A 20,585-nucleotide genomic window follows, 5' to 3' on the forward strand; every position below is an offset into this window, starting at 1 on the left:
ACCGAGAGGCCGGGCGATGCCGCACTCACCGTCGCGGAACGCGCCGGCCTCGTACGCGAGGAACAGCCTCGTACGCGAGGAACACACCGCCTTCGTCTTCGTCCGGGCGGGCGGGCACTCGCGCACGGCGGCCGCACCGGTCCGGTCACCTGCCCGTCGTCGGGTCCCCTTCCCCTGGGGAAGGGGACCCGACGACGCAAGCCGCATCGGCGCGCGGAAGGTGCCGTCCGCTACGAGACGGTCAGTTCAGCGATGCCTGTGCGTGAGATGGCGTCGGCGTCACCGCGCACCACCACCCGTACGTACCGTGCCGGCTCGGGCGTACCGCTGCCGGCGGCCGCACCGGCAGGGGCGGCGTGCCAGTGGCGTCCGTCGGCGGACAGCTGAACGTCGTAGGAGACCGGCTCCGGGCCGCTCCAGGTGGGGGCGACCTTGGCGATGCGTGCGGTCTTGCCGAGGTCGGTGGTCAGGCTGCCCTTGGGGCCGTCCGGAACCCAGGCGGTGGCCGGGTTGCCGTCGACGGCGGCGTCCGCGTAGAGGCCGGGTTCTTCGGAGGAGGCGGTGACCGTGGTGCAGCGGGCGAGGTTGTTGGTGGGCGTGAGGTCGGGGCGGCGGGTCTCGAGGACGGCCGGGGCGGCCTTGGTCAGGACCTGCTTCCCTTGCGGTGTCTCGAGGGTCATGGGCGCGCCGTCGGTGAGCCGCACGGTGGTGCGGTGGGCGCCCAGCTCGATGTCGTACGTGCGGCCCTGCCAGCGCATGCCGCGCAGGGTGACGCCGTGGCTGAGCTGCGGGGGCAGCATGGGGTCGAGGTGGAGCCGGTCCTCGCGCATGCGCATGCCGGTCAGGCCGTTTGTGAAGGTCTGCAGGAAGCCGCCCTTGCCGGTGAGGAAGTCGTGGGCGGGCGTGCCGGCCAGGGGGTCCTCGGCCCCCGCCTTGGCGCCGCGGGCCTCCGAGAACTGGGCGAAGGGACCGCGGACGAACGGCCTGATGGAGCGTTGCAGATAGGTGTACGTGGAGCAGCCCGGCTCGCCGGTGCCGGCGGCGGCGATGGCGTGGACGGAGTCCGTCATGGCGGGGCCGTCGGGGTCGGTCCGCTGGGCGTAGTAGTCGAGGGTGCCGGCCGCGGCGCCCGTGGGCATCGGCCACTCCAGGGGGTACATCAGCAGCACCGTGTCGGCCTGCTTGATCTTGCTGCCCTTGTAGCCGTCGTACTGCTGGAAGACCTTGCGTTGCGCGTCGTACGGGATCCTGACCCGGTCGGCGATCGCCGTCCACTCCCCCGGGGCGCGCTCGCCGAGCAGCTGCGCGGCACGGGCGGCGTTGCGCAGTGCGGTGACGGCACCGGCGTTGGTGAAGACCGCGTCGTCGACGCCGTTGCTGTACTCGTCGGGGCCGGCGGTGTCCTTGATGGAGTAGCTGCCGTCCGTGTTGCGAGTGACTCTTGCGGCCCAGAACTCGGCTATGCCCTTCATCACCGGCCAGCCGCGCTCGCGCAGCCAGCCGGTGTCGCCGGTGGCGAGGTAGTACTGCCAGGCGGCGAGGGATATGTCCGACTGGAGGTGGATCTGAGTGCGGCAGTGGGGCGGGTCGACGCTGTGGCATTCCTGGGCCAGGTCGCCGTTGCTGCCGCTGTTCCAGGGGTAGAAGAGGCCCTGGTAGCCGAGCTTGCGGGCGTTCTCGCGGGCTCCGGGGAGGGTGCGGTAGCGGTAGTCGACGACGGTCCGGGCGAGTTCGGGTGAGGTGGCCAGCAGGGCGGGGTACATCCACGTCTCGGCGTCCCAGAACACCAGGCCCGCGTAGTTGTCGCTGGTCAGCCCGGCCGGGGCGATGCTGTTCGCGGCGCCCGTACGGGTGCTGGAGAGCAGCCCGTACCGTGCGGAGCGCACCCACGCCTGCAGCTCGCGCCGGCCCGGCACCTCGATGTCGGCGCGCCAGAGCCGGGCCCAGGAGGCGGTGTGGGCGCGCAGCAGCGTCTGCCATCCGCGCCGGGCGGCGCGCTGGGAGGTGGTGGTGGCGCCCTGGCGGGGCGAGCGTGAGGTCAGTGCGGTGTCGACGCCGACGTACTTGGTGAGGTCGTAGGCGTGGCCCTTGCGCACGGGGAAGGTGAGCGACTGCTGGGCGCTCAAGTCGCGGGCGGCGCCCGCTTTTTGGGCCTTGGCGGTGCGTACGCCGGGCCCGGCGCTCAGGGAGGAGGCGACGGCACCGTCGGTGTCCGTGCCGTCGGTGCGGAAGGCCACGTCCATGGTGGTCGGGCTGCCCTGGCCGGTCCCCGTGGTCCGATCGCCGCCGCCGGTCTGCCGGATACGCCGGGCGCCGCGCCCGTCGAGCAGGTCGGTGACGGTGGCCTCGCCGCTCCACCGCGGCGTCATGCTCAGCCGGACCGCACCCACATGCGCATCGTTGCGGTCGGCCAGGACCTCGTAGACCAGGTCGGTCTTCCGCCCGTCGGCGGCGGTCCAGGTCAGGGAGGTCCGGACGATGCCGCAGTGCAGGAAGAGGGTCTGACGATATCCGGATATTCGGTCCGACTGTGTCAAAGAGTTGAACGTATCGCCGTGTTCACCACCGGTGCCGACAGTGAGCGCGGACCAGGTGGGAAGAGCCGCGACAGCCTGTCGGTCCCCGGCGGTCTCCTTGTTGTGCGCGTAGAGCCCGGAGACGAACGAGCCGTCGTAGCTCGGAGTGAACAGCGGCCAGCCCGTCTTGGCGTCAGTGCCGGTGTAGCCGGCACCGTTGGGCGGTACGCGCTGCCCCAGGTAGCCGTTGCCCAGGTAGGCGTGATGGGTGCCGTCGGCACTGGCGCGGGTTGTTTCAAGTGTCCAGCCGTCGCCGGTCCGGCAACTGCCCGGGGACGGGGAGGTGGAGGCGGAGGAACGATCAGTGGTGGGGGGGTGTGATGCCGGCGCGGCGGCCGCGGGCGGTACCGAAGCGACAAGCGCACCGGCGAGCAGAAGGGCGGACAGGCGGCCGGGGCGCGACCGCACGTCGGGAGAGGGCGTCATTGGTCTCCGTCGTCTTGATCTCCTAAGAGTCCGGCGACCTTAAATTTGATGAACACAAAACGTCAACAGACGTGCCTGTTCATACGACTTCCGAAAACAGGAGGGACCCGGACAAGGTAAACGGGGCGAACAGCAGGCCGACCAGAGCGGACGAGGAACGGTCATGCATGGACCCGTACATGTGGCGGGCACAGGCCCACGAAGCGGGCCGCCGTCATCTCGCGCCACCGGCGCACGTCCGCGCCGTGGCGCGCGGGGCAGGGGGCGGGGATCCAGGAAGGCATGATCGGGAATACCGGTACTGTCATTCGCTGCAGCAACAAGGCGGGCGGCGATCAGCCGCAGCCAGGTGGCGCAGGCCGGGCAAGTCCGGACGCACGCCGAGTTACCCTCTCCCGGCATCGAAGGGCGCTTGACAGCGGCTGACAGCGGCCCCTTCGCCCCACGGCAACTCTGCCTTGAATGCAGTGGCCGTCGCGGACGAGGCAGCAGGATATTGGCGTGCATGCATCACCCAGACAAGAGAACAGAAGCAAACGAACGGCACGTTCGAGGCCGACGGGGACTGACAGCACTGGCGGTCGGCGCCTTATGCGCCGCACTCCTGCTGGGAGGCGAGGGCACCGCGGCAGCCGCGCCACCGGACTCGAACCGGATGGCGACCTGGAACATGCAGCGCTCGTCCGGCCGGTGGGCCAACGCCCTGGAACTGTCCGACCGGGCAAGCGTGGTGGCCCTGCAGGAGGCTTCCGTCACGCCGCCCGCCGGCGCGGTGCCGCTGGGCCGCATCGGCCGCAACGTCCGCGCCTATCGCATCCCCGCGACCCGTACCCGGGGCGTGCGGTACCTGTACATCCTCTACCAGGGCGCCCGCCCCGAGCGGGGTGTGAACCCGGCCATGATCACCTCATTCCGCCCCGACCGGGTGGAGGAGATCCCCGGCGTCTACCGCTCCGCCCTCGGCGTCGTACGCAGGGCGGACAACACCCTGTTCGCCTCCATCCACGCCAGTGCCAGCGGCGGCACTGACGCCGCCTCACTCGTACGTCGCACCGCCGACCGGTCCCGGGCACTGGGCCTGGCGAACTGGGTGGTCCTGGGAGACTTCAACCGCGCCCCGCGCTCCCTGCCCGTCGGCGGCCGCACGGGCATACCCGCCAACTCCCACATCTACGAAAGCGGCGGACCCACCCAGCTCAGCGGCGGCCGCCTGGACTACGCCGTCTCCAACGTCTACACCCAGAACTGGCAGGCCGCCCGCGGCAACCCCCGCGGCAGCGACCACTGGCCCATCACCTTCTCCTCACTGCGCGCCGGAGCCGGCCCCGCCCGGTTCACCCTCAGCGACAACGGCGGCAACGGCGGTGTCCTGGACGTCTACCAGGGACAGAAGGCCAACGGCACGCACGTCATCCTCTACCACCCCAACGGCGCCACCAACCAGCAGTGGACACTGCGCCCCGACGGCTTCCGGAACCTCTTCAACCGGATCGTCAGCACCAACAGCGGCAAGTGCATGGACGTCGACTACGGAAAAGCCAGCAAGCAAGGCTCCCGGATGAACATCTGGGACTGCCACCGCCACGGCCCGTACAACGACACCCAGAACTTCGCCCTGGAACACCCCCTGCCCCTCTTCCCGAACCTGACCACCATCACGAACCAAGCCACCTCCTACTTCCTGAACGTCGCAGGAAACGGCACCGCCGACGGCACCCCCGTCATCCAGTACTCCCAGCAGTACGGGCCACTGCCCTACCCCGCGGACAACGAAGCCTTCTACCTCCACCCCATCAGCTGACACCACCCCGCAAGTCCCTGTGCCGGGCCGCCAGGAGCCGGCCCGGCACAGGGACGCGGGCCCCGATGCCCGTCACGGGCGGAGTCGTGTCCGCCACCAGGCCGGGGCCGGCCTGTGACGGCTACGGTCGATGACACCGAACGCCACTCGGCGGCTTCGATGGCGCGGCGGCCGGCTTGAGTGAAGCGGACAACGGCCCCGTCGCTGGGGCGGTTCACGCCTGCTTTAACGCGCACGTGGAGCCTGAGTACGAGCAGCCGCCGCGCAAGGCAGCACGCGGAACCTCGTTGCGCGCGATGACGATTCATGCGGCACGGCACCGCCATCCCCGGTTCTCGTTTCAGGCGATCAGGGCGGCAATGCCTCCGGTGAGCAGACCCACGACGATGATCAGCGGGCTGCCCTTGAGGGCGGCGCTGAGATGGAATCGCAGGTCGCGGTACTCCGCCATACCCTCGGTGCCGGGAAGGACCAGCAGGCGGGGGCGCAGCCCGGCGAAGATGATCCAGTCGAGGACGACCAGGTCCCAGACAGTCAGCGTGGCGAAGACGAGGGCCGCGCAGACAGCGGCGGGCAGGAATTCCAGGCCGTCGTCCAGTGCGCCGTCGAGGCCGGTCATCGCCGCGGTCATCAGGGGAAGGCCACAGACGGCCCAGACGAACACGCCGAAGAGCACCGCCACCCGGCGGCCGCGGGCGCTCTTGGGCCTGCCGTACCGGCGCTGGATCGCGGGTGGATAGTCGTCCAGCAGGAAGTCCCTGCTCATGGCCGCTCCGGCGAACACCGCCGCGGTGAACAGCAGGCTGAGCGCCAGCCCGTAGCCCAGGCCGTACCCGAGGACCGCCGACCACTGCATGCCAACCTCCCGAAGCATTCCCGAACTTGGTAAGGCTCACCTAACCTTCCGCCGTCCATGAAGTCAACGCACTGTGAAGTTCAAGGGTTACGATGCTGCCGTGGCAACAACAGCAGACGATGCCGGGCCTGCGGCTGCACCCCCGGACGGGCATGCGGCCGCAGGCCGCAGGCGCCCGGAGTTCCGCAAGGGCCGGCCTACTCTGACCAGGGAGAGGATCGCCCGGGCAGCTCTGGAGATCCTGGGCGAGGCAGGACCGGCGGAGCTGACGATGCGCGCTGTCGGTGCACGCCTCGAGGTGTCGCCGCGGGCCCTCTACAACTACGTGACCGACCGGCATGACCTGCTCGGGGAGATCGTGGCCGTCTGCCAGAGCGACCGGCCGCAGCCCCGGCTGGACACCGGCCGCTGGCAGGAAAGCCTGCGGACCTACTGCCGGGACCTGCGCGCCTGGTACCGCGTGCACCCGGGAATGCTCGCGCTCGCACGTGCCGAGGACCTGACCCCCTTCGCGTCCGCTGACCTGATGCGGCCCGACGACATCCTCGTGGGTTTCTTCCTCGACCTCGGACTGTCCCCGCAGAACGCCTACCGGGCCTGGTCGATCACCGTCCTCCAGGTCTCCGGGTTCGCAGAAATCTGGGACGCCTGGCACGACCGGCCGCCGCCCGGCTCGGACCTGCCCGGATGGACCGGCGTGCCACCGAACTCTGCGACCGGAGAACTCCCCCACCTGCAACGCGTCGCAGCCCAGTCCGCCTACGAGCCCCCGGACGTACTGTTCGAATCCGTCCTGACCATGCTCATCGCGGGAGTGGAAGCCATGATGTGACCCTCCCCCGCCACCGGCCGGCGCGTCCGGCCGGACATTCACGACTCCCCCCGGGCCAGCGACACCCCCGTCACCCTCGCCCCGTCCGTTCAGGAACCGCTAAAGCCGCCCCCACACCTTCAAGGGCTTGCCCCCGTGCGATGCTGCCCGTCCAAGTCGGTACCAAGTAAGAGGGGGGCAGGCGGATGTGCAAGATGAGCGCCGAGGCCAAAGAGGCCGGAGTGGCGCGGTTCCTGGAGAAGTACCCGCAGGCGGGACGGACCGACGGCACCGAACACCCCGCACTCCGCGGCTGCAACGAGATCCCCTGGTCCGAGCTGCCCGGATGCACCCCCGAGATGCCGGCTCTGCTGCACGCACTGCTCGACCCGGTGACCGCACCGGAAGCCGACAGCGTGCTGACCACCGTCCTGATGAGTCACATGTTCCTGCTGAGCCCGGCCACGCCGGCGGCATTGCCGTTCCTGCTGCGGCTCGCGGCCGACCCGCAAGTCCCGGCACGGGGAGACCTCCTCGGCTTCCTGGCCATCGCCGCCGAGCTGTCCCGGCCCCTCGAACCAGGCCAGAAAGGCACCTTGTGGGGCACCGACGGCGACCACCCGGACCACGAACAGTGCAGAGCCGCGTTCGCCGAACACGCACACCTGGTGCACGCACTGCTCAACGACGAGACCCTGCCGGCCGGGATACTCACCGCCGACGACCGCGCAGCTCTACAACTGGCCGCAGGACAGCACTGACAACGACGGACACCGACCAGCCGGGGAGGAACAGCACACGGGCCCAGACGGCCCCGCCCCGTGGTCGTAACGCTTGCTCGCCGGGGGTCGGGGCGCAAGGCCCTTTCACCAGTGGAGCCGGTCCGCGGCGGAGGCGGCGGTCAGTGCCGTCCTGCTTCCAGGAGGCGACCCCAGGCGGGGCTTGGCTGTACGTCCCGCCGCCCGCCGCCGTGGTTCCGGGTCAGTCGGCCTGCTGCCCGGTCTGGGCCAGGGCGCTACAGTTCGTTTTGTAGCGGGCCACGACGTAGCCGTCGATCTCGCCGCCCCAGTCAACGCACTTGCCCTTGGCGTCCAGGTAGACCGGCCCCGCGTACGAGGTGAAGAAGCCGTACTCTTCCTGCTTCGACTTCAGTTCCTGGTTGCGCTGGAGCCAGGAGCCCACCCACAGCGGCGAGCCGGCCGAGGTGTTCCGCTTGGTGACCACGCAGTTCTTGCCGGTGGCCGCGTTGTAGGTCAGGAAGACCGTCCCGCGGCCCGGGACCGGGATCTCGTTGACCTTTGTGTATCCGGTGCCGCACTCCTTGTTGTACGTGGCGGCGGCGCGGGCCGGAGCGGCGACGGCCGTCCCGGTGCCTGCCACCAACCCTGTGACGGTGGTGGCAGCGGCGAGCAGCGCAGCTCCCGCAACACGGGTACTTACAGCACGCTTCACTGATCTCCTCCGTGGATGAGTCGCATGGTGCCGGTTGAGGACGTACGCGGGGACGGCTGTCCCCGTGCCTCCCCAGACACTCCACACCCCATAGAGGTTGCACGTACCTTCACCCGCATAATTCGGAACCGGCCATGTGCCCCACCCCGCGCAACACCCGTCACACCAAGCTGAAAAGGACCCACACCCGGCCCGGGTCCGCGGCGGCGGCCGCCGTGACAGGCGCACACCGACATGACCAGCCAGGACCTGCTCGACGAAGTGCAGGGCCTCCCAGGGTTGTCGCGTCGGACAGCACCGCGTCGCCCGAGCAGGTGCTTTCGGCGAGGAGGCCCCGCAGAGTGAGGCCTTCTGCCGCAGGGCGTCTCCAGCGGGAGCACGCGCCGTTCCATACGGTGGCCGTCGCGGGACAGGCCGCCGGCCCGGCGCCGCCACAGCGGCACCAGCTGCCGGTGGATGGTGCGCACTTCCGTCCGCAGTACGCCGATGGCATCGGGCAGCAGGCGGCGCTCCTGCGCCGGCGGGGCAACCCAGTCGCCCAGCAGCGCGGTGGAGAGGGCTTCACGCCATCGTTCACCGGTACGCAGCCGCAGGATCCGGGTGGCGAACTGGTCGAGCCGCGCCTGCAGACCGGCGTCTCCCGTGAGGATCGCCGCGCGCGTCAGCAGCCCATCGAGCACGCACGGTCTGGAGGGGATGGCTGAAGGCCGCAGTGCCGTTGGGCGCTGCCTTCCGGCGAAGTCTGCAGAGACTTGACCGATGATCACGGTGCCGTCGGGCAGCAGTGAGGGGGAGGCCGTTGCAGCTGTCGGCTCCGGCCCCCTTACGCCCTGTCAGGAAGCCCTACGCTGGCGAGATCTTCCACATCTGGTTGTTTCCGCCCCAGCAGGTCCAGTTGTGAACGTTGGCACCGTTCACATTGCCACGGCGGGTGTCCACGTCCAGACACTTGCTGTTATGCCGTGAAATCACGTAGTAGTAGCCATCGCCGATGTAGTCCAGGCGCCACTGCTGGTTCGCACCTCCCCAGCAGTGGTACTGGTGCACGTTGCCGCCGTAGTCGCCGTTGGCGGCGCGGGTATCGACGTCCAGGCACTTACCGCTGTGCTGAGCGGTGATGTAGTAGTAGCCGTCACCGGTCGGTGCGAGTTTCCAGCGCTGGTTCGCGACGCCCACACAGTCCCACTGGTGAATATTCGCCTCGTCCAGGCTGCTGCCACCCGCGACATCGAGGCACCGGCCGCTGTAGCGGGACGTGAAAAGGCTGTACGTATCGAGCAGCCGCCCCTCGGCGGCGGGTCTCGCACCGGAGGTCGCAGCGTTGGCGACTCCCATGGCCCCCAGCGTGGCGGTCAGTGCTGCAACGGCGACGACGCGCCGACTGCGTTCGCGCATGATCCTCACCCTTCTCGACAGACCTTTTGCCCTCACAGTGGCCTGTGGAAGCGTCACCCAGCAGCGCCGAAACCAGCCCAAGTGCAGCGCTGGCAAAAATCAGCCCCGCGACTCCCGGCTGACCCATCGGACACGCCCTAAGGCGTGTCCGACGGGTCAACGCGGGCCCTGCGACTCCTCCGGCTACCGCTGGGAGGTGCCCCCAGGCATGCCGTACCTCACGGCGTTGTCGCACCACCCGAGCGCGCTCAGTACGCGGGCGGTGGTCCGCCTGCGATCCATCGCTGGTGGGTATGCAGCGCTCGGAACGGTGGGACGGATCAGGCTCTTGGCCCTGCCTCTGTCCTGGCATGACTACCTACCTGATGGTGACTCAGGCGGCGTTCTGGCGTGAGCGCGAGGTTCACCAGCATTCTGTGTGGGGCAGGCCGGACGGGGCGGGGTGGCGCTGGCCACGCACCTCGCCTGCCGCCCGCCGGGCCCTCCGAGCCTGTCCACGAACGGATCGCAGCGGTGATCCGGGAACTGGAGGTGGCTCACCGGACGGTGACCGCCAGTCCTCACACAACCTGAGGGCTGACGGTCAGAACCGTCACCTATGGTTGGCCCTCGCCCTCGGATTCCGGCCGGCGGCGGGGGCCTCTTTCTGCGTCCTGGCGAGGCCCGGTTCCGGGCCGACCCTCGCCAGCATCCACACCACGGGCTGCGCAGCTAACCGCGATATGGCTGTACCCACACACGCTATCCCGACGCCCCTGCCCTGCGCGAGTGACTGCCAGGGTCCCGGTCAGGCCACCACAGTGCCGTCCGGTCAGACGGTGCGGCCGAGGTAGTCGGCGAGCCGGTCGAGGGCGGGGGCATCCTGCGCAGCGGTCTTGGACGGGCCGAACGTGCCCGTCCGGGAGCGGATCTCGTCGGGGTAGTTGCCGTATCAGGTCCGGAAGACCGCCTCAACGGCGCCCGGGTCGCCGACGCGGTCCTGGCCGGTGGCGGTGGCGAGGCCCCAGCCGTGCAGGACGGCCTCCAGCAGGTGCAGGTCGGGCAGGCGCGGCCCCAGCCCGCCGCCCGGAAGCGGCATCCGCCGCTCCAGCGCACCCTGGGTCTGCCAGGCAGCCAGGACCTCCTTGGCTCCCTCGGCATAGACCTCCCCGGGCTGCCGCTCGCCGATGTGGTCCTGGGCGAACAGGGAGAAGTCGGGAGCACCACCCTGGGCAAGAATCACGTAGTAGGGGTTGCCGGCCACGACATGATTGGCCAGGGTTCGTAAATCGAAGTCGTCGCACGGCGTGGGCCGCCCCGTACTGGTCCGGGGTGACGTTGCCGAGTAGCTGCGTTGTCCGGGTCAAGGCCTTGTCCAGCAGCTGGATGTCCTGGGACATGACGAGCGCGCCCCTCCATCGAATGGGTGTGTGGACGCCTGTGTGGCCGGAAGACCATCAGGCACGCCGAACCGCCCCTGCTCCAGGGCCCAGGTGCGTCGGCAGCCTCAGAAAGTCAGATCAGCATCGCGTGGCCGGTGGACGCGGCACCCCGGAAGAACTCTGTCAGGGGCGTGAACAGGTCGCGGGCCCACTCCAGTGAAGCCGACGAGTCCCAGGCCTGGGGGTCTCGAAGAACCGGCGTCCGGCGCCCTGTCACGATGTCGGGCGAGTCCTCGCCACTGGCCGTGCGGCCGACCTGGCCCCGGGCGGGGAGGTTTTGGTGCACCGGGCGGCGAGCCGGGAGGCTGTCGCACGACTTCCCCCTGGCGGTAATCAAGAGCGAGTCGCTATTCGGTTCCGATCACCACGCCAGCCCCGGAATCTTGCTCCGTGGGGCGGAACTTCCTGTGGTGTGACCGTGAAGGCGATCTTGGGATGCCGCGGAGCGCCCGGGGCTGGCTGCCGCCCGAGCACTTGTGCTGGAAGGCCCTCGACGTCGCCGGAAAACTCGATCTTTCGGCGTTCGACGGCAGCTACCGCGCCGACAGGCAAGGAGGGGCCGCCTACTCTCCCTCGAGCACGGTCGCGCTGATTCTGTACTGCCGCAGCAAGGGAGTGTGGGCATCCCGCCGAATCGAGCAAGCTTGCTGGGATGACGTGGGCTGCCGGGTCATCACTGCCAACCGCAGGGTTGATCACTCCACCGTCGCGCGGTTCGTGCGACGCCACCGTGATGCCCTGAAGTCACTGTTCGTGCAGATGCTGGCGTTACGCGGCCGACGGGGTCTGGTGGATCTCACGGCGGCGGGTGAACGACTCACCGATGGGGATCTCTGAAATCGGCCAGGGGTACTCGTCGCCTCACGCGGTCCCGTTGCTCAACCAAGCGGGGAGTTCAACGAACACTGCACGCATCGCCGTCCGGGGCCCCCGCCCTCTCAACGCCTGCTCCGGATACTCCGCGTGAAGCTGCGCCCAGCGCCTGGGGGATGATCGGTGCGTGAGCTTCTCCGTGCATGCCAAACGCGTCCGTGACCGCGGTCTTCCCCTCGTCCGGCGCCACCGCGCCCTGCGGGACGCTGTGGGGCTCTACTGCCCGCTCGGCTTCCACGGCACCTGGGCCTACCTCAGCACAGCAGGGGACCTGCGCAACGACGAAAAGGCACTGCTGCGCGCCTTGGAGATGCTGGAGGCCAGCCGGACAGTATGGATCAGGGAGACCGAGGCATTCGCCGAGCACCGCCGCGGGGAGAAGACCCGGCACCGGCGTACCCCGCCGCGGGCGCAGGTGCGTTACGTGTACGGGCCCCGTTGGCCCGGCCCCCAGGGCAAGCCCGCGATGCTCGAAGAGGTCAGGCGGCTGTGGACCGATTTCGCCCGGGCACCGTTTCCCAGCATCCCGCGCGAGGACAAGAGCGTCCTGGCCGAGCTGGACACGTGGCTGGCCGGGTGCATCTCGACGTACCTCGCAAACGACGGGAGCCTTGACGCTGGCCGTCGGCGCATTGTCACCGAGCGGGCGCCCGAACTACGCCGGTATCTGCCCCGGCTGGGCCACCCGTCGAACTTTCCCGAGGCGTTCAGATACTTCCATGCCCTGCTCAAGATGGCCGAACTGGTGGCCAACAGCCTTGGAGAGGGAATTCCAGGTGTTTACAGTCAAAAAGCATAGATGGGATGCAGGCGATCACGCCATGCACACAGGAGAGCCTGGGGACCCAGGGCGCGTATTTGGTTGTGATCAAGGAGTGGCTCGCGTGAGGTCCTTGATCCAGATCATCGCGGCGCGGAGGTGGAGGCCGGCGAGGCAGCTCCCCGGGGTCTTGTCGTAGCGGGTGGCGATACCCGGCATGCCTTCATCCTGTTGATGGCACACTCGAACTGCGGGCTGTCCGCCGCCTGGCCCGCAGTCAGGACGAACGCCGACGGGCGGCACTCGCGGTCGGCGGCGAGATGGACCTTGCTGGTCTGCCCACCTCTGGAACGTCCGAGGAGGGCGGCCTTCAGCCGGAGTTTGCACCGGCGCCGGATACGTCGTCACTCCTCCCGTCCGGGATCCGCCTCGGTGTCCTGCCCGTTTCGTTCCCCGAGACCGCCCCCTTTGACCTCGTGCTCGGGATACGGGCCGTACCCGCCGACCGGCAGGCACGACCCACTGAACTCACGTTCCACATCTGCTAGTTGCACGCGCTTCACGCCAGCAGACCTAACGCCCCAAACCCCACCGCGAGGGCGAGCCCTACATATTGATCACGACTCGATGCGCGCCCCGGAAGCCGTGTCGGCCCGGAGCGACGCGTTCTCGCGGCGCCTGGTGCGCCGGGCTCCGGCCAGCAGCAGGCCGGCCGCGACCAGGAGGACCAGCAAGGGCGAGGGCCCGTCGACCACGAAGCCCACGACGACCCACGCCACCATGGCCCACGGGATGAACAGCGGCGGCGTCATACCGCGGCGGTCCAGCCACAGCACGGTCAGACCGATCAGAAGAAGCGGCGGTCCGAAACTGAACACCGAGTACCACCACGCGACGGTGGCGTCACTCATCTCGGGGTAGTCCCCCAAGTTCCAGACCCCGCCAAACCATGCTCCAGCGTGGTCCGGGGCTGCTTCGACGAGGCTGCCCAGCGTGTGCCCGAGTCCGGCGAGGGCGATGATCCAACCTGCCCACTTAACCATCCGATTTCTCCGTTCTCACTTCGAAGCCGACCGGGCGGACGAACAGGTACCGGAACGGGAGGATCCCCGCCGTGTACAGCCATCCGAACAAGCCGTTCCGCCGAATTCCTCGATGCGTTCGGGAGCGGGGCAGTGGGAGGCGGCGGAACCGCAGCCATGGCCCTCTCTGGTTATACAGCTATGTACAACCAACGGAAATGCAAGGTGGATCACACGATGGGCAGGCTGCGCACACCGCGCGGGTGTGGGTCGAAGAGGGACTTCGGGCGCTGGCCACGGGCGGCGTGGATGCGGTGCGCGTCGAGGCCCTGGCCAAGGCACTGGGCGTCACCAGGGGCGGGTTTTACGGCTACTTCGCCAACCGTGACGCGCTGCTGACGGAGATGCTCGACGCCTGGGAGCGAGAGAGCATCGACGACGTCCTCGACCGGATCGAGCACGAGAGCGGCGGCGTTCTGGACAAGATCCGGCTGGCCGGGCAACTCACCTTCTCCAGCGACCGCCTGCTGCCCATAGACCTGGCCATCCGCGACTGGGCCCGCCGCGACCAGGCGGTCGCCGACCGCCTGCGCCGCGTGGACAACCGGCGCATGCAGCTGCTACGCGACGCATTCAGCACTCTCTGCACAGACCCCGACGAGGCCGAGGCCCGCAGCCTGCTCGCCTTCTGCATGGCCATCGGCAGCCACTTCCTCGCCGCCGATCACCCCGGCCGCACCCGCGCCCAGGTTCGCGCCCACGCCAGCGAGTTCATCTTCAACCGCTCGCCCGGCAAGGCCGACCCCACGGACCTGCCAGCGAGCTAGGTGTTCCCTCCGGGAGGTTGCGAACGGCCGGCCAGGCGCCGACGCCGCGCGACAATCCAAGAGTATGGCCGTGGCCCCCGCCGCGAAGCTGAGAGCTCGTATGGACACGTAGACAGGTAGACAGGTAAACAGCCTCAAGTTCAGACAGATCTGGGCAGTCGGGCTTCCCTGCACTCTCAGCCGACGTGGAGAACCCGAAAGCGATCGGGTTCCGCCGGGTCGCGGTCAACGACTTGGATTGGTGTCCAAGTCCATTGCCAGACGCTGATGCCCGGCGTGCGGGAGAACCGGATCGGCCCGCGGGTGCCGTCGACCGACACGCGCGGCCATGCCTCGGCGATGGCCGCCCGGTCCGTGCCGTGGGAACGCAGCACCTCGGCGAGGACGGCGACGGTGTCCCAGCCCTCGAAGGCGACGAAGGAGGGCGCTTCGCCCAGCCGCTCGCGGAGCTCCTTCCCGACGCGTTCGCCGAGCGGACCGAGGCGCTCGGGCAGGTAGCGCAGGAACGGGATCCCGGCGCCGTCCTCACCCAGCGCCGCCGTCCATTCGGCGAACTCCGGTTGTCCGGCCGGGGCGCCGATCAGGATCTCCGCGAGCCGCCGGTCGCCCCGGACGGCCCTGACGAGCGGCACCGCCGGCTCGGGATGGCCGGCCAGCAGGAGGAGCGCCGTCGCGCCGTGGTCGACGAGCGCGTCGCACAGGGCCCCGGGAGTGAGCGCGTTCGTGTCGAGTTCGACGACGGTGCCGCCGCGGGGAGCGAGGTGGTCCCGCAGGAGGCGGGTCCCGGACGCCCAGTAGACGCTCGGCTGGGTCGCCACGGCGATCCGACGCCGGCCCGCGCCGAGGAGGAAGTCCGCGTAGATCCGCCAGCCGCGGGACTGCACCGGGGCCAGGCGCGCGACCCACTCCGTCGGCTCCTCGGTGAGCGCGTCGAGCACCGCGGACGAGCAGACGAACGGCACGCCGAGGGCGTCGGCCCGGGCGGCGGCGGCGCGGGCGACGACGCTGTGGTACTCGCCCGCCACGGCGGCCACGCCCAGGCCGGCCAGTTCGTCCACCGCTGCCGCAGCCCGCTCCGGATCGGCCGCGGTGTCCCGGACCACCAGCTCCAGCGGTCTGCCGTCGATCCCGCCGGCATCGTTGACCTCGCGAACGGCCAGGTCGAGTCCGGCGAGCAGGTGCCGGCCCGCCTCGACCCAGCCGGGCCGCGACAGCGGGACGAGAGCGCCCAGGCGGACGGACGAGCTGTCTGTGTGCTCCGCTCCGGACGGCGATGGTGGCGTGTTCATCGGGTGGCGTCTCCCCTTGGACGATGCGGTCGCGGTCCGCCCGGAACGCGCGCGGCCGGGGCAGGTGATTCGCGTTCATCACGTCTCGCCGAGGCAGGCGCGCCCGGTGACCATTGCCGGTCATTGGATCCACCACCATCGCCAACAGGCAACCAATTATTCGTTCGCCGACCTGCCAAGCTTCATCGTCATCAGCACCAACGAGGGCCCGGCTGGCCTCCAGCGTCTCCAGGGCGCGCAGCAGTGCCTCTTCGTCGTTGCGCAGGTCCCCTGCTGAGCTGAGGTAGGCCCAGGTGCCGTGGAAGCCGAGCGGGCAGTAGAGCCCCAGAGCGTCCCGCAGGGCACGGTGGCGCCGGACGAGGGGAAGACCGCGGTCACGGACGCGTTTGGCATGCACGGAGTATCCGGAACAGGCATTGAGCGGGCCGGGTCCCCGGACGGTGATGCGTGCAGTGCTCGTTGAACTTCCCACTCGGTTGAACAACGGGACCGAGTGAGGCGACGAGTACCCCTGGCCGATTTCAGAGATCCCCATCACCCCGGGCGCTACTCCCCCGTGTACTCGTACGACGCTCGTGGTGGCGTGCCGCTCGGTCGTACCGTGCCCGACCTCCACCCCCAGGCTCGGCGGCCCTGACTCGTAGTACAGCCCTTCCCCCACGCCGGCCCGGGGCCGGTCGTCCTCCGCCAGCATCATCAGCCCGTCCGCCACCCAGCTCTGCACCGGCGGCGCGAGCGGAGTGGTGATGACGGGCCGGTCGTGCCCGGGCAGCATCACCGCCAGGGCCCGCGGCCGCGAGCAGGGGCAGGACATCCGACGTCACAACAGCAGCCACTCCCCCACCGGCCACGGGCACGGCTCCACCAGAACAGGCCCACGGCCAGGTGCGGCCAACCCGGCACCGGATCGGCGCCGGCGAGGACAACCGGCCGTGGGCCGGGCACAACACCCTCGGGGGCGCCGGAGACCATCGCCTCCGGCGCCCCCGCCAGACACCCAGGAACGCGGGACCGGACAATGCCACGCATGCCGAGCCCGACCGGGACGGGCATCGGAAGGCCGCACGTCCCCGCCGGGCGCGGGCATCACCGCGGCGCCGGCGGGCACTACGGCAGCCCCCCAGCCAGGAGCGGCACGGCGTCGACCAGGACCGCGACCGGCATCGGCATCGGCATCGGCATCGGCAAGGCACACAGCACCTGCGGCACCCCGTGAGGGCCGCGAGGTGCCGACCGCGTCGGTTCCTGGACCCGGTCCTCACCCAAGGCCGGCGTTGTCCCAGCGGCCTCCTCGGGCGGTGCCAGACCAGTTCGGCAACAGCCCACCGGAGACTCTTCGCCAGCACGGCGCTGAGCCCGATGCGGAGTGTCGACTGGCGGCGGGCCGGCTAATCACCAGCTGGTGATGGCCTCTCCGTTGTGCGGGCCGCCGACGCACATGTACATCGGGGGGAACCAGAAGATCTGCCGGATGCGGCCACCGCTGTCGACGCACTGCTGTGCGCTGACCAGCACCTGTGCACTGTCGTCGGTGCTGTCGGCATAGGCAGGCGAGGCGAGCACGGCGCCTGCCCCACTCAGCAGGATGGCCGCTGCGAGCGTGCCTAAGGCACGGTGGAATCGGTTCATGGCTGAGCCTCCCCAGTGGAAGAGCGCCACCACGGCGGGCGCCCGGTGACGGGATCCCGGACGGCCAGGGCGCACACCAGAGATCCGGAAGGTGTCTATCCATATCGTGATCAGACGAACGCCCGGCAGCCAGCGCACTGATGCGTGGCATGCCACACCCTCACCCACACGCTCCCTGACATGGCCCCGCGCGCTGTTGCTCTGCCGACACATCAGGCGTCCTCTGCCCTCAGCCTTGCCCGCGCGCTTCGAGGCACAGGTGAGCCGGCAACACGTCACCTGGTCCTCTACCAGCAGGTATTCGACCCGTACTTCAAGCAGCTGTGATGGAACTATGTCACCTCGATCGGGACCGGCGACCTGCCGTACGTGCTCGCCTGCGCGGTCATCCGCCCGGAGACCAACCTGACCGACCAGGACACGGTCGCCCGGCTGCTGGCGCCCGAGACGGCCGCCGACCGGGCTGCGCCGTCGCCCAGTACATCGCCGTGAACGAGGACACGTCCCGGTCGTACCGAGGCCTCTTCCCCGAGGCGATCAAGGACAGCGAAGCCCGCCGGCTGCTGTGATTATTCTCGATGGAACGTACGGGCCAGGATGCCCGAAGAGACATGGCAGGTGCTGGAGCCCGAACTGGAGCGGTGGGGCATCACGCGCGTCGCCTGGCTCACCGGCCTGGACTATCTCGGCATTCCCGTATGGACAGCGATCCGCCCGCGCTCGCACAGCCTCGTCACCTCGCAAGGCAAAGGCGCCACCGACACACTGGCCAAGATTCCGGCCGTATTGGAGGGCGCCGAGCTGTGGCATGCCGAGCAACCCGTCCCCATCGTGATGCGCGGCTCCCACCACGCGCTCGACGTGCCCTACCCGATGACCGCGCTGCCAGTGAAGGTGGAGCACGAGGGCCTGGACTTTTTCCTGGTCGAAACCCATCTGCCAGAGGCTTCACCTCTCTGTCAGCCCAACTGACCATCTTCAACGACAGGTTGACAAAATCTCACTGCCTTAAGAACGGGGCCCTGTTCGACGAGAAGATCGCCTTCCCCACTGAGCTGGCTGCCGCAGATTGACGTTTTGACAGCGCCGGGTGTCTCAACTACTCACGCCCGAATGGCTATCAGTCGACCGGATACCCCCGGGAGATCACCCTGAAGTGCCCGGGCAACCATGACGACTGGGTGACCGAACTGCAGGCGCCGGTGACCACGTCCTGACACTGGGCATCGGTCCCGGACGAGGCCGTCCGGGACCGAGCATCATGGTCAAGTGCACCGCGGTGTTCAGTCGGTGTCCTCTTCGTCGTCCGCGTTCGCCGGGGGCGCGACGTTCGACGTGGGCTTCATGGGCTTGCATTCACCGTAGAGGTAGCCGAACCGTTCCTGATACGGGCCGGCGACCGGGTGGTTCCGCAGTGCGAGGATGTTCTCGTCGTTCTGGCGCAGCGCCCTGTACGTGAGGTTGTGGCTGCCCGCGTAGAGCGTTGACTGGGCACCCTGGCGCACGATCATGAATTTCTCGTGCACCGGCCTTCCGCCGGCCTCCGTTTCGGCGCAGAGGTGGACGGGCATGGCACGGGCAAGGGTCTTCGCCCCCGACATCGAGCCGTCACCGGTGACGACCTTGACCTGACAGTGACGCTTACTGGCGGCTATGAGCTCGTTCACCACGGCCATGCGCTGAATCCTGAAGTTGGCGACGCTGATCTGCGTCTTCCCCGAGCGCGCGCAAGTGGTATGCCTCAGGATGTCGGCGATCGGATCGTTGCTCGCACTGTCCGGCTGGCTGCCGGCCTCCTTGCGGGGGAACGTATAGACGCGATGCGCGCCCACCTTGGAGATTTTGCCGTAGTTGTCGTTGATCTCTTGGCGGCTGCCGTAGTACATGAGGGCCTTGAAGTACGTGAGGTAATTCTCGTACAGGCCCGCATGACTGATAGTGAGGGCACTCTCGTATGCGCGGAACTTGGTGTCGAGGTTTGCCGAGGCGACGTAGAGAACGTTCTTCTCGGTCCCTCCTCCAGCCAGTTTCACGCTGGATATCGTCATGAACTTGTTGTGCATGACCGGCGGCTTGCCGAGTGGTCTGGAACCCATACGGTTGCTCATGCAGCCGCGGTCCGCCTTCCCGCCGGAGGGCGTCGGGTCGCACTCCACGACCTTGGCTTTCGGGATCGCCTTGAGAGCCTTGTGGAAGTCATTCCCGACCATGTAGCCGTCGACGACAACGCGGACGTGCACTCCACGGTCCGCGGCACTGCGGAGAGCGGCGATGATCGCCTTCCTGTCGAAGAAGTAGAGGGTGAGGGAGAGCGTCGCTCCTCGTGGAGCCGCGTTGATGAGCCGGCCTACATGAGCCACGACGTCGGCGTGCGGGTCGGGGTCGAATTTCTTGTTGAACCAGGTGTAGTTGCGTACTTCCCGGGGCGATACGGGGATCACCGGGGCAGCCTCGGCGCTCGTCCCGATGGATGTGGCACCTGTGGCCGGAGTAGCAGACAGAGACACCGCCGCCATCGCGAGGGCTGATATGGCGAGTCTGCTGACCTTCTTTGATCTACGACGTTTCATCGACCTTCCTCGGCAGGGTTCCCAGGTCGGCATCACCGCCATGGAGCAAGAACGATTCCAGGGACAGGCGAATCCGACCTTGTTCGGAAAGCTTTGCTGAATTTGTTGTCGCTCGGAGGTGGTCGAACCTGCCATGCCCAAGAAAGGGCAGTCAACGGCCTGGACATGTCCCGGCCCCTGCTTCGGTGTCCCAGCTGGTCAGAGCACTGTCCGGGACAGTCCCGGACGCTTCACAGAAGCGGAGGGTCCGCTTACTACGCTTCAAACGGTGTTGTTGATTGCCCATTCCGCGATGTATTCGTAGGGCGGTGGCCTGACGAGCAAGAGGCGAGCCTTTCACGAACGCTGCCCTGCAGCCGGCGCCGACGCCGGGCGGCAGCGCGCGGCGAGAACGGCGCCAGCTCGGACCCGGCCGGCAAGGCCCAGCCCTAGCCACCCTGTCGGGGGGGGCGGCTCATGGCCCGTGCGAGGGACCTTGCCCGGTCGCGCATTGTGTCGGCGGCCCGCCCGTACCCACACAACGCGTGGGCAGCAAAGGTCCCAGCGTGAACCCACCCCAGCTGAGCCTGGGAGCATACGAGCGCACGTGTCAGCTGGATGCGGTCAGCTCGGTGATCAAGGCTCCCCGGTCTCTGAACCAGTCGCAGCCATTCGGAGAAGAGAAACACCTTAAAGACCAGAAGCACTGGCAGGGGTCCCCAGCAAGAGGACATCAGCTATGGCCTGTTCAAAGGCATAGGAGCATTCAGGAGACAACTCTCGATGGGCGCAGTCCGTAAGCGTGCGGTATGTGCTCAGCAGGTAGTCGAGGCGCTGCTGGCGACGCAACTGTGCTCGTGCCTCAGCGCGTGCCGTGAGAAAGGCCAGTACTCCGCCG

General features: G+C 68.7%; 20 protein-coding genes and 2 pseudogenes. 12 read left to right on the forward strand and 10 right to left on the reverse strand.

Annotated features, from left to right (window positions below; translation table 11 throughout):
• Positions 1–230: 230 nt before the first annotated feature.
• Complete coding sequence (locus IE295_RS28870) at positions 231–3,002, reverse strand: discoidin domain-containing protein (protein ID WP_190066714.1); 2,772 nt, start codon at positions 3,000–3,002, stop codon at positions 231–233.
• 655 nt (positions 3,003–3,657) lie between these two features.
• Between IE295_RS28870 and IE295_RS28875 the strand changes: the two genes are divergently transcribed.
• Positions 3,658–4,803, forward strand: coding sequence for an RICIN domain-containing protein (locus IE295_RS28875; RefSeq protein WP_190066715.1), 1,146 nt, complete (start codon positions 3,658–3,660; stop codon positions 4,801–4,803).
• Between the two features lie 340 nt (positions 4,804–5,143).
• Here IE295_RS28875 and IE295_RS28880 read toward each other — a convergent pair whose 3' ends face one another.
• On the reverse strand, positions 5,144–5,677 hold the full coding sequence (locus IE295_RS28880) for a hypothetical protein (protein ID WP_190066716.1): 534 nt from the start codon (positions 5,675–5,677) through the stop codon (positions 5,144–5,146).
• A gap of 82 nt (positions 5,678–5,759) precedes the next feature.
• Here IE295_RS28880 and IE295_RS28885 point away from each other — a divergent pair, with 82 nt between their 5' ends.
• Both IE295_RS28885 and IE295_RS28890 read left to right on the forward strand, forming a co-directional pair.
• Positions 5,760–6,491 (forward strand): TetR/AcrR family transcriptional regulator, encoded by a 732-nt coding sequence (locus IE295_RS28885; RefSeq protein WP_190066717.1) that lies wholly within the window; start codon positions 5,760–5,762, stop codon positions 6,489–6,491.
• Between the two features lie 194 nt (positions 6,492–6,685).
• On the forward strand, positions 6,686–7,231 hold the full coding sequence (locus IE295_RS28890) for a hypothetical protein (protein WP_190066718.1): 546 nt from the start codon (positions 6,686–6,688) through the stop codon (positions 7,229–7,231).
• Between the two features lie 220 nt (positions 7,232–7,451).
• Here IE295_RS28890 and IE295_RS28895 read toward each other — a convergent pair whose 3' ends face one another.
• On the reverse strand, positions 7,452–7,850 hold the full coding sequence (locus IE295_RS28895; protein WP_224323459.1) for a spore-associated protein A: 399 nt from the start codon (positions 7,848–7,850) through the stop codon (positions 7,452–7,454).
• A 413-nt stretch (positions 7,851–8,263) separates the two neighbouring features.
• Here IE295_RS28895 and IE295_RS28900 point away from each other — a divergent pair, with 413 nt between their 5' ends.
• On the forward strand, positions 8,264–8,626 hold the full coding sequence (locus IE295_RS28900; RefSeq protein ID WP_190066720.1) for a hypothetical protein: 363 nt from the start codon (positions 8,264–8,266) through the stop codon (positions 8,624–8,626).
• Between the two features lie 139 nt (positions 8,627–8,765).
• Here IE295_RS28900 and IE295_RS28905 read toward each other — a convergent pair whose 3' ends face one another.
• Positions 8,766–9,317: an RICIN domain-containing protein gene (locus tag IE295_RS28905; RefSeq protein ID WP_190066721.1), complete on the reverse strand. Its 552-nt coding sequence runs from the start codon at positions 9,315–9,317 to the stop codon at positions 8,766–8,768.
• A 931-nt stretch (positions 9,318–10,248) separates the two neighbouring features.
• Positions 10,249–10,560 (reverse strand): DinB family protein, encoded by a 312-nt coding sequence (locus IE295_RS28910; protein WP_190066722.1) that lies wholly within the window; start codon positions 10,558–10,560, stop codon positions 10,249–10,251.
• A gap of 568 nt (positions 10,561–11,128) precedes the next feature.
• Between IE295_RS28910 and IE295_RS28915 the strand changes: the two genes are divergently transcribed.
• Both IE295_RS28915 and IE295_RS28920 read left to right on the forward strand, forming a co-directional pair.
• Positions 11,129–11,575: a transposase gene (locus IE295_RS28915; protein ID WP_190066723.1), complete on the forward strand. Its 447-nt coding sequence runs from the start codon at positions 11,129–11,131 to the stop codon at positions 11,573–11,575.
• 163 nt (positions 11,576–11,738) lie between these two features.
• On the forward strand, positions 11,739–12,410 hold the full coding sequence (locus IE295_RS28920) for a hypothetical protein (RefSeq protein WP_190066724.1): 672 nt from the start codon (positions 11,739–11,741) through the stop codon (positions 12,408–12,410).
• A 69-nt stretch (positions 12,411–12,479) separates the two neighbouring features.
• Here IE295_RS28920 and IE295_RS34560 read toward each other — a convergent pair.
• Positions 12,480–12,775 (reverse strand): annotated as a pseudogene (locus IE295_RS34560) (hypothetical protein); the annotation flags it as partial.
• Between the two features lie 213 nt (positions 12,776–12,988).
• The gene (locus tag IE295_RS28930) at positions 12,989–13,414 is read right to left on the reverse strand and encodes a DUF6463 family protein (RefSeq protein ID WP_224323449.1); all 426 of its coding nucleotides are present in this window, start codon (positions 13,412–13,414) and stop codon (positions 12,989–12,991) included.
• A gap of 242 nt (positions 13,415–13,656) precedes the next feature.
• On the opposite strand from IE295_RS28930, the gene IE295_RS28935 reads away from it, so the two are divergent.
• Positions 13,657–14,220, forward strand: coding sequence for a TetR/AcrR family transcriptional regulator (locus IE295_RS28935; RefSeq protein WP_224323448.1), 564 nt, complete (start codon positions 13,657–13,659; stop codon positions 14,218–14,220).
• Positions 14,221–14,396: 176 nt separating this feature from the next.
• Here the strand turns inward: IE295_RS28935 and IE295_RS28940 are convergent, their stop codons facing one another.
• On the reverse strand, positions 14,397–15,509 hold the full coding sequence (locus IE295_RS28940) for an ABC transporter substrate-binding protein (protein ID WP_190066726.1): 1,113 nt from the start codon (positions 15,507–15,509) through the stop codon (positions 14,397–14,399).
• A gap of 16 nt (positions 15,510–15,525) precedes the next feature.
• On the opposite strand from IE295_RS28940, the gene IE295_RS28945 reads away from it, so the two are divergent.
• Positions 15,526–15,786: a hypothetical protein gene (locus tag IE295_RS28945; RefSeq protein ID WP_190066727.1), complete on the forward strand. Its 261-nt coding sequence runs from the start codon at positions 15,526–15,528 to the stop codon at positions 15,784–15,786.
• 750 nt (positions 15,787–16,536) lie between these two features.
• Positions 16,537–16,725 carry a hypothetical protein gene (locus IE295_RS28950; protein ID WP_190066728.1) on the forward strand — a complete coding sequence of 63 codons (189 nt, stop codon included), beginning with the start codon at positions 16,537–16,539 and terminating at the stop codon, positions 16,723–16,725.
• A 176-nt stretch (positions 16,726–16,901) separates the two neighbouring features.
• On the opposite strand, the gene IE295_RS28955 is transcribed toward IE295_RS28950, so the two are convergent.
• On the reverse strand, positions 16,902–17,138 hold the full coding sequence (locus tag IE295_RS28955; RefSeq protein ID WP_190066729.1) for a hypothetical protein: 237 nt from the start codon (positions 17,136–17,138) through the stop codon (positions 16,902–16,904).
• A gap of 369 nt (positions 17,139–17,507) precedes the next feature.
• Between IE295_RS28955 and IE295_RS34205 the strand changes: the two genes are divergently transcribed.
• The 3 genes and pseudogenes from IE295_RS34205 to IE295_RS33900 form a co-directional block, all read left to right on the forward strand.
• Positions 17,508–17,630, forward strand: coding sequence for a hypothetical protein (locus IE295_RS34205; RefSeq protein WP_263453953.1), 123 nt, complete (start codon positions 17,508–17,510; stop codon positions 17,628–17,630).
• Between the two features lie 126 nt (positions 17,631–17,756).
• A complete protein-coding gene (locus IE295_RS28960) occupies positions 17,757–18,110 on the forward strand; it encodes a hypothetical protein (RefSeq protein WP_190066730.1) in 354 nt (117 codons plus the stop codon).
• 140 nt (positions 18,111–18,250) lie between these two features.
• Positions 18,251–18,355: pseudogene (locus IE295_RS33900) on the forward strand (MerR family transcriptional regulator); the annotation flags it as partial.
• A gap of 66 nt (positions 18,356–18,421) precedes the next feature.
• On the opposite strand, the gene IE295_RS28965 reads toward IE295_RS33900, so the two are convergent.
• Entirely contained in the window at positions 18,422–19,708 is a 1,287-nt protein-coding gene (locus IE295_RS28965) for a phospholipase D-like domain-containing protein (RefSeq protein ID WP_190066731.1), read from the reverse strand.
• Positions 19,709–20,585 lie beyond the last annotated feature (877 nt).

This window comes from Streptomyces griseocarneus (genome assembly GCF_014655595.1).
In the GTDB taxonomy this organism is placed as follows: Bacteria; Actinomycetota; Actinomycetes; order Streptomycetales; family Streptomycetaceae; genus Streptomyces; species Streptomyces griseocarneus.